Source organism: Streptomyces sp. NPDC059037 (assembly GCF_042740015.1).
Classification (GTDB): Bacteria; Actinomycetota; Actinomycetes; order Streptomycetales; family Streptomycetaceae; genus Streptomyces.
The window spans coordinates 47,666-61,183 of record NZ_JBHYIG010000014.1; the positions used below are offsets into that span (position 1 = coordinate 47,666).

The following is a 13,518-nucleotide window of genomic DNA, read 5'->3' on the forward strand; positions in this document are numbered from 1 at the left end:
AGAGGGGAGGCGCGCGTGTTTGCACTATGCAAAATAGCTCGAATCGCGCAATGTGCTCGTCATGCGCCGCCGAGAGGGACGCTGTGTTCGTCGGCGAAGAAACGGCGGCACAGGCCGTGGCAGAAGCCGTACAGCACGCCGTCGTGCACCAGGGTGAGCGTGCTGTCGTCCAGGTCGACCGCCATGCCGCAGACAGGGTCGATCAGCCTGCCGTCCGGCGCGGATGCGGAGGCGGGAGCAGGGCTGGGTCCGGTGGCGTCGCCGTAGGGGCGGCTGACCAGTTCGGTGAGGTCCAGGCTGCTCATGACATGGCCGAAGATGCCGATGCCGCCCTCGCTGATGCCGTCCACCAGGACGACGGCGTGCGGTGCGCGGCGCAGCCGCTCGGCATCGCGGCCCGCCGTGCGCTCGGACTCCGTCAGCACTTCGGTGATGATGCGCACGGTGTGTGCGCTCATCTCCTTGCGCGAGGAGGCCGCAGGGTGACACGCACCAGGTAGCGCGGCGGATCGGCGGGATCGGTTGCGGGGCGCTGCCCCAGGACCCAGGTGGCCGGCTCGTGCACCAGGACCTGCGTGAGGGTGCGCTGTGCGTCCAGGACCTCGATGGCGTGACTGTCCTCCTCGGCCATCAAGGCGTCGATGAGCCGCCCGGCCAGGCTCTGTCGCTCCTGCTCGTCGAGCGCTCCCCGGGGGGACGTGGACCTCGATCAACAGCATCGTGCACCCCTGCCTCGATGGCGGATCGGATACCGACCACCCTGTCCGTGGACGGTGTCGCGCGCATCGTTCGGGAGGACGGTGCCGGGGCTACTACGAGGAACCAGCTCGGGCGCGCGGTTCGTCTCGGGGGAGTGCAGCGCTCGCAGCACCCCTTGGTGACTCAACCAGCCGACCGGCTCGCGCTTCTCAGGGGCCCAGACCGGCAGCCCGGTGCCGGCCACGGACAGCAAGGCGTGCAGAGCAGTGGCGAGTTACTGGTCCGTGGTGACACGGGGCGGTAACTCGGCGAGGTCGCCGGCTATGGCCGGTGCGCCGTCGGGCTGTTCGGCGAGTGACTCCGCCACCGCACGCGGTGAGGATGCCCACGCAGGCGTCCGACGGGTCGTGGACGGGCAGTGCGCCATGTCCGGACTGGCTCAACTGGTCAGCCGCGTCGGCCAGTTGCAGCGAGGTGAGCAACGTTGCGGGAAGCGACTCCACGACGGAGGCGACCGTTTCGGCGTCACGGTTGCGCCTGTCTTGAGCGCATTCCCTGTCATCAACGAATCTCAGTTGTCGCAGAGTTCGGTCGGCGGTCGAGTTTGCACAGAGAGGGGCGGGTGCTGCGTGGGGCGGGAGGATGGGCGGATGCTGTCCCGGGTCCGGGGTCTGACTCACGGGGTTTTTGACCGAGGTGTCTTGGTGTCACAGTGTCGGCCGTTGGCCGGGGATGGTGCGTTGTCGGTGCCGGGCCGGCGGGGCGTGTCCCGATAGGGGCCTGCCGTTCATTGTGGCGTCCTCACGTTTCTGACCGCCTGACGCGGCCCGGTACCGGTAACGCGACATGACATCGGAAGACGGGGAACGGGCGTGGCCGCTGCAGTGCTCTTCATCGGGGACCGCGTTTGACGCTGGCGAATCCCGAGAACGGCGGGGGGATTCCGCGATCTGCTGAAGTGAGCCGGTAAGTGTTGAGCCGTGAGGTGGCGCGGGAGGTCTTCCACCTGGTCGTACAGTTACAGCCAGGACCCCGCTCGTAGGGGCGTGGTGGTCTGCACCGCCTTTGTTGGCCGTTCTGGGCAGAGGGATACGTCCCCTGATCCACTCCGTTGCGCACGAGCGTCTCTGCCGCATCGAATCGATGCTCTTCGCACGGCAAGGCGCTCGTCGGCATCGCAGTCTTCCCCGATGGCATGGGAGGTCCTACGCTTTTCGGGAATGCGCTGTCGCGCGGTGCGGAGCCGAGAGCTGGCTCGCGAGTTACGGCCCGGCGGTCGGCGGTGCCGAAGGGGGCGCCGTACCCGGAGTGCTGTCGGGGGGCTGCGACTCCCAGGAGCGCCCGGTGCCCGGAGTGGGTGTGACGTGCTGCTCTTCCACCGCGGGGCGAGTCGTCCACCACACCACGGCCACCAGACCGATGGCGCACGCGCCACCGACGAGCAGCCCTCCTGTGGGGCGCCGCGGTGAGCGCACCAGGCGCAGGCTCAGCCAGCCGACGCATGCTCCCGCGAACACCGCGATCGTCGAGGTGAGGTCGCCGTTCCTGTAAGTGATCAGCAGGGCGTCATAGTTGGCGAACAACACCAAGAGCGCCGCATAGAGCACCGTGATGACCGCGCACAGCCCTTCCAGCAGGCGCAACGCGCGTCGGCCTCCGCTCATGCCGTTCTCCCTTCCCCAGGCCAACCGTAGGGGGCAGCTAGCAGGCGGTGCGGACGGCAGGACATGAACGTTCTCGGCTACCCGCCCGTCCGCGTCCGTTTCAATGGAACGCTTTTCCCGGGCTCTCTTGGCGCGGACCGAAGCGCAACGGGGGCCCGGCCGCGCGTCCTGGCCTTCAGCTTCTTGCCGTTGGCGTCCTTGGCGACCGTGCCGTCAGCGCCGATGAGCGGCATAGTCTCCGGGAGACTGCCTTCGTCGACCGCTCCTTCGGCGTTGACCCAATCCGGCGTGGGCGGAGAGGACTGCGCGCCGGATGCGGTCGCCGCGGCGGCGCCGATCAGGAGCGCGGCTACCGCTGTGCCCATGCCTGTGTGTGCCTTCTTCACGTGCGTCTCCTGGCTCTCGGTGCGGATACGGTTCGACGAAGACGACTGCAGCAGTCGGGGGCGTGTGCGAGGCACTGCCCCGGACACCGGAGATCCGGCGACGTCGGCGGTATCGGTCACGCCCACAGGGTGAGCCGCTTACCCTGCCCGTGCCGTGCTCCCATCAGGTGTTGTGGGTGGGCCAGTCGAGAAGGCGTGCGCCGATCACTGCGGTCTGCAGGGTGTAGCGGTGGACCGGATCGGACGGGTCAACGCCGGTGAGCTGGTGGATGCGGGCGAGACGGTAGGTGAAGGCCCGCACGCTCAAGGCCAGGCGGCGGGCCGACTCTGCGGCCACGCATCCGGAGTCGAAATATGCGGTGAGCGTGTCGATCAAGGGCTGGGCGCCGCCTCGGGCTCGTTGCAGTGGCCCGAGGGTGTTGTGGACCAGATCGGCCATGGCCTGCCGGTCGCGGGTGAGGACCGGGTAGACGAGAAGGTCGGCCGAGCGCAGTACGGGGGCGTCCAGGGCGAGACGGGCGGCCAGGTCGAGGGCGTTGAGCGCTTCCTCGTACGACTGGACGACGCCACCGGGGCCTGACTGCGGGCGGCCGATGGCGACCTGTCCTCCGTCGGTGGCGGCGAACGCCTGCTTGGCGAAGTACGAGAGGACTTCGTCCTGGTCGCCGGGCGCGATGCACACCAGACGCCCGTCCTTGGTCGTCAGCAGGATGTTCCGGTTGCCGAAGCGGGAGATCACCGCACGCTCGACCTCGCGGGGGACGACGCCGCCCTCCTCGTAGGCGACCTTGCCGCGGGCCACGGCGACGGCGTGTTCGTAGGACAGGCGCAGGCCGAACCGCTCGGCACGTTCGGCGAGTTGTCCGAGGTCGCTGCGGCCGTAGAGCAGGTCGTCGATGAACTCGCGGCGGGCCGCCTCTGCTTGGCGCATGGTCTGCCGCTGGGCGCGCTCGTAGCCTTCGGCGAACGCGTCGACGGCCTGAGCGGCGGCCGCGACGACGGCGTCGACTGTGCCCCTGGTCCCGATCTTGTCAGTGCGGGTCTGCGTGAAGTGCGCGGCGACCAGAGCGCGCAGACCCAGGCCCGCCTCGGCGGCGCGCTCGCCCAGCGCGCGGCGCGCGTCGAGTTCGTCGCGGGTCAGCCGACGTCCGGTGGCCGCGGCGTCCGCCACGACCTGGACGTACCCGTCCAGATACTCGTCGGGGACGTCCTGTTGTGACGCCATCTCCACCCCACTCGTGGTGCCATCCTCTTGCCGCATTCTTAGCGCATGCGGCAAGGGCGAGTTCTGCCGGGGGTGTTCCAGGCTGCTGGATTCCGGCAAATGCTGGGAACGCGGCATGACAGACGCAACCCGTGGGTGGGGGACAGGACGTTTCCCTCGTGGTGAGGATCTGGTCGGCGGGCAGGGCGGGCCTTGGTCGCCGCACCGCCCGTCAACGGCTTCTCCCCGGCCATGATGTCGGCGTGAGATGCGTTGGCGCATTGCCGAACGCCTGCAGCGTTCACGAGGGCCTGCCTGCCGGACCGCTCCCCGGAGGCGTGTGCGCGGAGGAGGTGACGCCGTGCTTGCCCGGGATCTGCCCGGCAGGGCCCCGGACGACGAAACGCTCCACCGTCGCGCGCATCGTTGACCCCTCGCCGCGCCCGTCGAGGACTCCTACGACAGGTCGGTGCGTCCCCACCACGAGGGGCGCACCGGCACGCCGTCGTCGTACGTCGGCTGCGGATCCGGATTCAGGGCTGGCGGCACAGCGTCCTGCGGATCGGGAGCCGCCGCTGTCGGTTCCGGTCCAGGCTCCGGCTCTGACTCGGGGGTGATCGGTGGCGGGGCCGCCGAGTCCTGGACGAGTTCCGCCACGGTGAGCCGTGTGCTGAAGGACTGCCAAGACCCGTCGATCACGAGCAGGAACCCGTCGCCGAGCCGGTACAGGCGGCGCCGCCTCGGGCTGCGCGGATGCTCGGGCTGGTAGCCGCGAGCCCGCCGCTCCAACTCGGTGAGTGCGTCCTCCCGGGTCCCCTCCACATGGCCGATGACGAAACCGGCGGGATGTTTGCGCTCACCCATCCCCGCGGTCGTCTCGACCACCAGACCCCACGTCGCCATCAGCGCCCTCCTCGACATCAACTCGGTCCGGTCCCGCGAGCCGCATCCGCGTACGGGACGCGGCGACGCTGAGTTGCCCCCGGTCGTAGAGGCGGGGGCGCCGGACCCGCCGCCGGTTCGTGGGCAGCACCCACCCACGTGTCACGGCCGACGCGCCGGACCCATGCCGAACGCGATGCGATCGTGTCAGCCCGTCGCACCGGCCGTCCACACGTCCGCCACCGCAGGAGCAGGCAGGCATCAAAAACGCGTAAAGATTGCCGAGAACCGGCAGTTATCTCGGGTGGCCGACTGTGGAAGCATCCATGGAAAGCAAGCAGAACAAGGGTGCCAGGGAGGCCAGTGACATGACGTTGTTTCTCGGTCTCGGCATTGCGGGCCTGGTCGTGCTCGCGCTGTCCCTGGCGCTCGACGGAGTCCTGGAAGGGCTCTTCGACGGAGTCGGGGCGCTGGGCGGGGTGTTCGACGGTCTGCTGTCGCTGCCCGTGATCGCGGGCTTCGTGTCGATGCTCGGATTCGGCGGCGCGATCGTCCTGGGCACCACCGGGCTCGGCGCCGGGGCCGCCACCGCGGTTGGTGCCGGAGCAGGAGTCGGCGCCGGCTGGCTGACCTGGAAACTCACCCGCGCTCTGATGCGGGACCAGACCGCTGCGACACCGCGGGGCGACGACCTTGTCGGCACCGCGGGCACCGTGGTGACCGCCATCCCGGCCGACGGCTACGGCGAGGTGCTGCTCCAACTGGCTGGCCAGAGCGCGAAGTTCGCGGCGAAGAGCCCGACCGCTGTCGCCCGCGGTGCCGAGGTGTGGGTGGCCGACATCCTCTCGCCGACCTCGGTCGAGGTCCGCTCCGTCGACCGCTGACCACCGTTCCACCCGAACCACCACCAACCGACTGCCGTCCCCCGGGAGGCAGAGGGGGAATCCACCATGAGCCCTGTCACCATCGCCGTAGCCGGAGTCGTCGTACTCGTCGTGCTGCTGGCGCTCGTCGTCATCACCCGCTACAAGGTCGCCGGCCCCAGTGAGGCGTTCATCGTCACCGGGCGGCGCGGCAAGAAGTCCACCGACCCGGAGACCGGCCGGATCTTCACCGACAACAGTGGGCAGAAGGTCGTGGTCGGCGGCGGCGTCTTCGTCGTCCCGTTCGTCCAGCAGAAGTTCACCCTCGACCTGTCCTCGCGGCACATCCCGGTCGCCGTGCGCGGCGCGGTCACCCTGCGCGGTGTGAAGGCGCACCTCGAAGGCGTCGCCATCGTCAAGGTCGGCGGCACCGAGGACTCGATCCGCGCCGCCGCGCAGCGGTTCCTCATGCAGCAGGACGGCATCGTCGGCTTCACGCAGGAAGTGTTGTCGGGTGCCCTGCGCTCGATCGTGGGCCGGATGTCGGTGGAGGACGTCATCCGCGACCGCGCCGCGTTCGCGGGGCAGGTCGCCGAGGAGGCCGAGGCGTCACTGTCCGGGCAGGGCCTGGTCCTGGACGCGTTCCAGATCCAGGACATCACCACCGAGGGCACCTACCTCGAGGACCTCGGCCGGCCCGAGGCCGCCCGCGCCAAGCAGGAGGCCGACATCGCCGAGGCCGTGGCCCGCCGCGCCTCCGAGCAGGCCCGGCTCAAGGCCGAGGAGGAGATCGCGATCGCGCAGCGCACGTTCGCGCTCAAGCAGGCCGAGATCAAGGCCGAGACGGACCAGGCCGCCGCCCAGGCGAACGCGGCGGGACCGCTCGCCGAGGCCGCCCGCAGCCAGGAGGTCCTGAGCGAGCAGGAGAAGGTCGCCGAGCGTCAGGCCGCGCTCACCGACCGGGAGTTGGACACGAAGGTTCGCAAGCCTGCCGACGCCGCCCGCTACCAGGCCGAGCAGGAGGCCGAAGCCCGCCGCATCGCCCTGGTCAAGCAGGCCGAGGCCGACGCCCAGCGCTCGCGCCTGACCGGTGAGGGCGAGAAGGCGCACCGCGCCGCGCTCGCCGACGCCGTACGGATCGAGGGCGAGGCGGACGCCGCGGCGATCGGCGCGAAGGGATCCGCGGAGGCGGAGGCCATGCAGAAGAAGGCCGATGCGTTCGCGCAGTACGGTGACGCGGCGGTGCTGCAGATGCTGGTCGAGGTGCTGCCGCAGGTCGTCGCCAAGGCGTCCGAGCCGCTGGCCGCGATCGACAAGATGACGGTGATCTCCACGGACGGCGCGAGCCAGCTGTCCCGTACGGTCGCCGACAACGTCGCCCAGGGCGTCGAACTGCTCAACTCCACCACCGGAGTCGACCTCGCCGCACTCCTGAAGAACATCACCGGCGGGAGCAAGTCGCCCGTTCCGGCGCCTACCACCGAGCCGGCATCGGCCAACGGACGGATCGAGATCACCGACTGACCCGGTCCTTCCTACGGGGTGGCCCGCGCCCGGCGCGGTCCACCCCGTAGGTGTCGCGTCACGGAGGCCGGCCCATTCATCCGCCTCGTACGAGGCTGAGGTCAGCAACGTACTTCAGCAGATGAGGAGCAGGTGGTGCGCGCACGGGACCTGGCAGTCGTTGACGAAGCGGTGAACGTCGACACTGACGCCGTGGCGGCGGCCGGGCTGATGGCTTAGCGCAAACTCCCCGGCCTGCTCGTCCTCGACGGGGACGGCGAGCCCAAGGCCATCCTGCCTGCCTCCCAGATGGTGAAGGTTCTCGTCCCCTGGTAGGGCATCGAGGACCCGGCCCTCGCGGCCATGGTCGACGAGAAGTGCGCGGACCGACTCTGTCAGGCCCTGCACGGCCACACGGTCGGAGACTGTCTTTCCCGTCAGGTCACCGCACCTCCCACCGCCGCCCCGGACGACACCGCCCTGGAGCGGCGGCTCTCATGGCCCCGGCCGTAGCCCACTGGTGGCCGTCGTCGACCGCGCCAGGCACGGCACGCATCTACTCGGCGTGATCGCCGCGTCGTACCTGCTGCACGAACGTCTCGCGGCAGGCGGTTCGTCCAACGAGCAGCAGCATCCCTGACGCGGCTGTCCCAGGCGGCCGCGCCGGCCGTCACCACCCCGAGGCCCGCAGGATGCCCGCGCATGGGGACTCGTCGACCCGGCGGGCGAACTGTTCGACGGCTATGGCGCCGCAGGCGAGCAACCCGCGTGCGGCCGAGAGGCGAGCGCCGCGCTCCAGCGTCTGCCCCACCAGAGGATTGGTCAGCAGACCGTTAAGCGAGCGCCAACAAGGCGTCAAGGTATGGTGACGCCGCTGTACCAGCACGGGAGCGACGAAAGGCATGGTGGTGGTGGCACGTACGCCGCGGGCGCTGCGGGCCGTGTTCGCCGCGCATCCCGCCCGCAGCACGGTCTGGGCGTTCGCCGCGGTGATCGCCGTTGGAGCTGTCCTTCTGGCGCTGCCCGTTGCCTCCGAGGGACCCGTCCCAACGGATTTCGTGGACGCTCTGTTCACCTCCACGTCCGCCGTGTGCGTGACCGGGCTCGCCGTGGTGGACACCGGGGCGCACTGGAGCGGGTTCGGCGAAGGCGTCATCCTCGCGCTCATCCAGGTGGGTGGGTTCGGCATCATGACGATGGCGTCGCTGCTGGCCCTGCTGGTCTCGGGGCGGCTGCGGCTGCGCATGCAGCTCACCGCCGCCGCGGAAACGAAGAGCTTCGGCATCGGAGACGTGCGCAAGCTGCTGCTCGGTGTCGCCGGATCGACGCTGATCGTGGAACTCGCGGTGGGCGCGGTGCTGGCCCTGCGCTTCCGGTACGGGTACGGCGAGGGCATCGGCCGCGCCACGTATCTGGGCTACTTCCACGCGGTGTCGGCGTTCAACAACGCCGGCTTCGGCCTGCACGCCGACAGCCTCACCCGCTACGTCCAGGACCCCTGGGTGACCTTGCCGATCGCCGCGGCCGTGATCCTGGGCGGCATCGGCTTCCCGGTCTTCCTCGAAGTACTGCGCCACCGGCACCGTCGCCGCACGACCGGTCGGCGCAACTGGACCCTGCACACCAAGCTCACCCTGATCACCACGGCGGCCCTGCTCGTGGCGGGAACGGTGCTGACCTGCCTGCTGGAGTGGACGAACCCCGGCACGCTGGGCCCTCTCGGCTGGGGGCAGAAACTGCTGGGCGGCTTCTTCCACTCCGCGATGAGCCGCACCGCGGGCTTCAACGCCCTGGACATCGGCGCCCTGCACGCCTCCACGCTTCTCATGACCTGCGTGCTGATGTTCATCGGCGGCGGCAGTGCGGGTACGGCCGGTGGAATCAAGGTCACCACGTTCGCCGTCCTGGCTTCCGCCATCCTCGCCGAGGTCCGCGGCGAACCGACCGCCGCCGTCCTCGGCCGCCGGATCGCCCCGCAGGCGCTGCGTCAGGCCCTGACCGTCACCCTGCTCGGCATCGGCCTGGTCATGAGTGCCACCCTCGCGCTCCTCGCCATGACCGAGGAGTCCCTGGAGGCGGTGCTGTTCGAGGTCGTCTCCGCCTTCGGCACCGTCGGCCTGTCCACCGGCATCACCGCCGATCTGCCCACCGCGGGCCACCTGATCCTCATCGCCTTGATGTTCATCGGGCGGCTCGGCCCGATCACCCTTGTCTCGGCCCTCGCCCTGCGCGAACGCACCCGCCGCTACGAACTGCCCGAGGAGCGACCTGTCATTGGGTAACTACCTGCACTCCCTGCGCCGACGCCGCCACAAGCGCCTCAGCGACCAGTACACGCAAACCTCCGGTGACCAGCGTGTCGCCGTGATCGGTCTGGGCCGTTTCGGCAGCTCGCTCGCCAACGAACTGATGCGCCGCGGCTGGGACGTCCTGGGCATCGACACCGACGCCCGCCTCGTCCAGAAGTGGAGTGACGCGCTCACTCACTCGGCGGTCGCCGACTGCACCGACCCCGAGGCCCTCAAGCAGCTGGGCGTCAACGAGTTCACCAGCGCCGTCGTCGGCATCGGCACGGACATCGAGGCCAGCATCCTCGTCACCTCCAACCTTTTGGAGGCCGAGGTCCCCAATATCTGGGCCAAGGCCATCAGCCGCCAGCACGGCCAGATCCTCGAACGCCTCGGCGCCCACCACGTGGTGCTGCCCGAGCACGAGATGGGCGAGCGCGTCGCCCACCTCGTTACCGGACGGATGCTGGACTTCATCGAGTTCGACGACGGCTACGCCCTCGTCAAGACCGTCGCGCCGGACATCGTGACCGGTGTCCCGCTCGGTCAGAGCTTGGTCCGCAGCAGGTACGGTGTCACCGTCGTCGGTATCAAACGCGCAGGCGAGGACTTCACGCACGCCACCGCCGACACGGTCGTCGAGAAGAGCGACGTCATCATCGTCATCGGCAAGACACCGGCCGTCGAAGCGTTCGCCGAACTCGCCTGACTGGACCTCCGCGGGCCAAGGGCGCGCGGTGTCCATACGGGTCCCTCGAAGGGAGTTCCGCGTCGAGCGGATCGGGCCGACGCGGCGGTACCACCGCGCAGGCCACGACCAGGGACCGGTGCGTGCCTCTCTCGGTGACTGCTATCCGCACCCTCGCCCCGCTGTCACCCCTCTTCTCCGTATGCGTGATACGGGCGTCGAGCTCCTGAGAAGGGATGACGCCCAAGCTCTGTATCCCTGACGAGCTTTCAGCAGCGGAATGCAATAGGTGATGCGCATGAGCGCTACGTCGCCGAGCAACTTGCCGGGCGAGGGTGGCAAGTCGACTTCTGGGGTCAAGCGCAGCTGAGCCGTACGTTTCAATGCGCGCGTCGGAGGACGGACAGTTCCATTCGCTGGTTCCCGGATCTCATTGCGGCGAAGGCCAAAGACCTCGTACTGATCGACTGCAAGGGCGGGATGACCAGCAGGCGAACGGGTCGGCATGCGGTCGAACGCGCGGCGGTGCTGGCGCATTTGCAGCTCGTTGCCGGACGCAGCTCCCTGTCTACGACGTGTTCGATGGCCTTGATGCGTGGTCGCCGTACGACGTGCTCGTCACGGGACAGAAAAGGCCACACAGCATTGCGGGATCGGGCGCCCCGTACTTTCTGATCTCCACCCAGGGAGCCCGTCGCTTCGACGACCTGTTCGGCGCGCCGGACGTCGCCCAGTTGGGGATTGCCTCGTAACCCTGGTAGTTACTCGCTCAGCCGCCTTCACGCCGAACAGGGCGCCGACACAACCAACCCTGACTTTCGACCCCGTACACGCGCTATCGACGCCCCGAACCAGCGCCGGGTTCTGTTCAAGCCTCGCATCATCGCGTTGCGTATCTGAGGTATTGGACGTTCTCGGTTGAGCCTGTGGCGTCGAACCCATCAGCCTCACTTCCCGTGGCGCCGACACATTCCCGCGGCATCGGCGCCCCGGTTGAGGCGGTGCCGACCGTGGAGGGGAGCTCGTCGCGGCCGGTACTGCCCACTTCCAGGTTCCTCCTGGGAACCCGCTCGATCGGTTTCAGTTCTGCGCATTTCCTCTACGCCATGGGGCCGCACGACTGTCGGATCTCAAACCGATCGCACCTTGCGTGGGCACGTCGGCATGCCCCTTCTAGGGCAGGATCTCGGAGCGGCAGCCCAGCTACCGTCGTAGCGTCGCAGCCTCGCCCACCTGCCCCAACTCACCGCCTACGGCGCCTGGGGCACCTGGGAGGAAATCACCAGCGGCAGCGACCCCATCACGCAGCGCCCCGCCGCCGTCCTCAACTCCCGTGGCGACATCGAGGTGTTCGCCCGCTCCCACGACACCCACATCAACCACTACACCGTCGTCAACGGAGCTTGGACGCGCACCCGCCACGACACCAACAGCCTCGCCATCTCCGGAATGACCGCCGCACGCAACGCCGACGGGCGCCTGGAGGTCTTCTACCGGGGCGACGACAACCAGCTGTGGTACAGCGCCGAGTTCGCCCCCGGCGGCCGCTGGACGCAGCACGCCTCCCTCGGCGGCCGCATCCTCGACCTGTAGGACCGGCTGGCCGGCACAGCGCCCGGCTTCCCTCCGTCCGGAGACGCAGAGCGGCTCGGCCTCTAGGCACGGCGCGGACCTTGAACGCGTGCCATCGAAGTTGAGCGGCATGAGGGTGAGTGCCCTCGCATGACGAGGTGGAGCAGTGTCACGACTGAGATTTCAAGGAGTGCCCGCACTGATTTGACTGCCCATGAACTAGTAAGCCCTCCTTTTTTACAGGGGAGGGGGAGCCATCATGACGTCAGTGCGCACCGCCAGGGCCGCTTTGATCACTCGACGAGGCCCGGATCTCGGGCAGGCTTTCAGTGACGGCTTGCGCATAGGCAGCGAGAAGATGCGTCAAACAGTCGTGCTGAGCAGACAGTTGGTCGTACTCGTCGGTCTCCGCCGGTGTCCAGGACCTCCCGGTGTCTTCCAACTCCGACAGGCGCAGCTTGGTCATGGCTGCACTGACAACTGCTCGGGACGCGTTCAGAAGGCGGCCCGCGGATTCACTGGGGGCGCGAATGAGAAGGGCGTCGAGTTCACCGCCGGGGCCGGGAAGCGCCGGAATTCCGAGATCAAGCCAATAGTCTCCCCAGAGACGACGGCGCCGCGCCTCCGGATCGATGTCGTCCACCACATCGATACCGCCTGTCTCATTCCGCCGAACCGACAGACCGGAACGGGCTGCCAGGTCAGTGGTCATGGTGGCGAGGCCGTCGTCGTTGTCGGGGTCCGCGCTCGGCGGGGGTGCGCCGAGGAACGAGCCCAGCGCCACCAGCTTTCGCGTCTGCTCGTCCACGTCGGGCAGGACTGCCATGTCATCCGCGGACATCAGGGTGTCCGGTGCGGTCGCGCCCAGGCGTGCGTACTGCATGGGTGTCCCATGGACCGCGGATTTCCACGCCGCGACGGCTACGTCCACCCACCAGCAGACGAATTCATGCGCTGCGTCGCGGTGCGCATTCGCGCACCGCGTGGCTAGCCTCAGGCGGACAGAGAGGAGGGCGTACTCCGCGTCGTACCGCGATTCCTGACCTTCGGCGTGCTGCTCGATGCTGGCTTCGCTGAGCTCGTTCAACTCTTCCATGCGTTGTTGCTCTGCTTGCGACTCTTCGAGGAGGACGGTCGAGCAGCGTGCCAGGGCGGATAAGGCTTCGTCGATCTCAGGCGCCGTCATGGCCTCGGCTGGGTTGGGCCTGGGCCTGGGCCTGGGGAACGAGGGGTGGCTACTCACGTCGGACTCCTGGCGAGTGAGGAGGTGAAGAACGAGGCGGGACTTGTGGAGGCCCTCACGGTTGCGGGCATCAACGGACGGTAGTCCTTGCAACGGCAGAGCGTGCTTGAAACGGCGCAAGATGACGTGCGACGTGAGTCCTCAATCACCCCTCCAAGCGCGTACGCGAGTGCAAGACACCCGCGTATTCCAACCGGATACGGTCGGAAGCCCAGGACGCCGCCTGGCACCGCAGCTCTCTGGGAATAGCGTGCCGCTGATCGCTGATCGCTGATCGCTGATCGCTGATCCAGTGCGGGCGTTGTCTTTGCTGGCAGTGCCTTCCTTTCGGTGAGCTAGGACCTGCCGACTATTTCCGGTTCGTGATCCCCGACCGGCCTCGTCGATCGGTCGATCATGGATGTGCCTGAAGTGTGGCTTCCATGCGAAGCACGAGTCTCGGGAATGCTCCCTTATCGCAGCAGCCGTGCTGAGAGGATGGGCGGGTGCTGTCCCGGGTCTGGGGTCTGACTCAGGTGTTGTTTGA

14 protein-coding genes are annotated in these 13,518 nt (G+C 68.5%); 5 read left to right on the top strand and 9 right to left on the bottom strand.

Translation table 11 applies throughout. From position 1 onward, the window contains the following. Window positions 1-59: 59 nt before the first annotated feature. From ACFWY6_RS05360 to ACFWY6_RS05385, 6 genes are all read right to left on the bottom strand, one after another. The gene (locus ACFWY6_RS05360; protein ID WP_384686599.1) at window positions 60-458 is read right to left on the bottom strand and encodes a hypothetical protein; all 399 of its coding nucleotides are present in this window, start codon (window positions 456-458) and stop codon (window positions 60-62) included. Beyond that, complete coding sequence (locus ACFWY6_RS05365) at window positions 455-631, bottom strand: hypothetical protein (protein WP_384686601.1); 177 nt, start codon at window positions 629-631, stop codon at window positions 455-457. Before ACFWY6_RS05365 ends, ACFWY6_RS05360 begins: the two co-directional genes overlap by 4 nt. Window positions 632-1,961: 1,330 nt before the next feature. Next, window positions 1,962-2,363 carry a hypothetical protein gene (locus tag ACFWY6_RS05370; RefSeq protein WP_384686603.1) on the bottom strand — a complete coding sequence of 134 codons (402 nt, stop codon included), beginning with the start codon at window positions 2,361-2,363 and terminating at the stop codon, window positions 1,962-1,964. 77 nt (window positions 2,364-2,440) lie between these two features. After that, window positions 2,441-2,869, bottom strand: coding sequence for a hypothetical protein (locus ACFWY6_RS05375; RefSeq protein WP_384686605.1), 429 nt, complete (start codon window positions 2,867-2,869; stop codon window positions 2,441-2,443). 43 nt (window positions 2,870-2,912) lie between these two features. Further along, window positions 2,913-3,974, bottom strand: a complete 1,062-nt coding sequence (locus ACFWY6_RS05380) for a PucR family transcriptional regulator (protein WP_384686607.1) — start codon at window positions 3,972-3,974, stop codon at window positions 2,913-2,915. A gap of 435 nt (window positions 3,975-4,409) precedes the next feature. Further along, window positions 4,410-4,856, bottom strand: coding sequence for a hypothetical protein (locus ACFWY6_RS05385; protein ID WP_384686609.1), 447 nt, complete (start codon window positions 4,854-4,856; stop codon window positions 4,410-4,412). 347 nt (window positions 4,857-5,203) lie between these two features. Here ACFWY6_RS05385 and ACFWY6_RS05390 point away from each other — a divergent pair, with 347 nt between their 5' ends. Then, window positions 5,204-5,719, top strand: a complete 516-nt coding sequence (locus ACFWY6_RS05390) for a hypothetical protein (protein WP_384686624.1) — start codon at window positions 5,204-5,206, stop codon at window positions 5,717-5,719. Window positions 5,720-5,785: 66 nt separating this feature from the next. Further along, window positions 5,786-7,222, top strand: a complete 1,437-nt coding sequence (locus ACFWY6_RS05395) for a flotillin family protein (RefSeq protein WP_384686611.1) — start codon at window positions 5,786-5,788, stop codon at window positions 7,220-7,222. Window positions 7,223-7,336: 114 nt separating this feature from the next. On the opposite strand, the gene ACFWY6_RS05400 is transcribed toward ACFWY6_RS05395, so the two are convergent. Together ACFWY6_RS05400 and ACFWY6_RS05405 are read right to left on the bottom strand one after the other, a co-directional pair. After that, the gene (locus ACFWY6_RS05400) at window positions 7,337-7,609 is read right to left on the bottom strand and encodes a hypothetical protein (protein WP_384686613.1); all 273 of its coding nucleotides are present in this window, start codon (window positions 7,607-7,609) and stop codon (window positions 7,337-7,339) included. A 262-nt stretch (window positions 7,610-7,871) separates the two neighbouring features. Beyond that, on the bottom strand, window positions 7,872-8,012 hold the full coding sequence (locus tag ACFWY6_RS05405) for a hypothetical protein (RefSeq protein WP_384686615.1): 141 nt from the start codon (window positions 8,010-8,012) through the stop codon (window positions 7,872-7,874). A 91-nt stretch (window positions 8,013-8,103) separates the two neighbouring features. Here ACFWY6_RS05405 and ACFWY6_RS05410 point away from each other — a divergent pair, with 91 nt between their 5' ends. The 3 genes from ACFWY6_RS05410 to ACFWY6_RS05420 all read left to right on the top strand — a co-directional run bounded on the left by ACFWY6_RS05410 (window position 8,104) and on the right by ACFWY6_RS05420 (window position 11,770). Further along, window positions 8,104-9,483, top strand: a complete 1,380-nt coding sequence (locus ACFWY6_RS05410; RefSeq protein ID WP_384686617.1) for a TrkH family potassium uptake protein — start codon at window positions 8,104-8,106, stop codon at window positions 9,481-9,483. Beyond that, window positions 9,476-10,198, top strand: coding sequence for a potassium channel family protein (locus tag ACFWY6_RS05415; protein WP_384686619.1), 723 nt, complete (start codon window positions 9,476-9,478; stop codon window positions 10,196-10,198). The genes ACFWY6_RS05410 and ACFWY6_RS05415 overlap by 8 nt, the downstream gene beginning before the upstream one ends. A 1,326-nt stretch (window positions 10,199-11,524) precedes the next feature. Then, a complete protein-coding gene (locus ACFWY6_RS05420; protein WP_384686621.1) occupies window positions 11,525-11,770 on the top strand; it encodes a hypothetical protein in 246 nt (81 codons plus the stop codon). A 244-nt stretch (window positions 11,771-12,014) separates the two neighbouring features. Here ACFWY6_RS05420 and ACFWY6_RS05425 read toward each other — a convergent pair whose 3' ends face one another. Then, on the bottom strand, window positions 12,015-12,935 hold the full coding sequence (locus ACFWY6_RS05425) for a hypothetical protein (RefSeq protein ID WP_384686622.1): 921 nt from the start codon (window positions 12,933-12,935) through the stop codon (window positions 12,015-12,017). Between the last annotated feature and the right edge of the window lie 583 nt (window positions 12,936-13,518).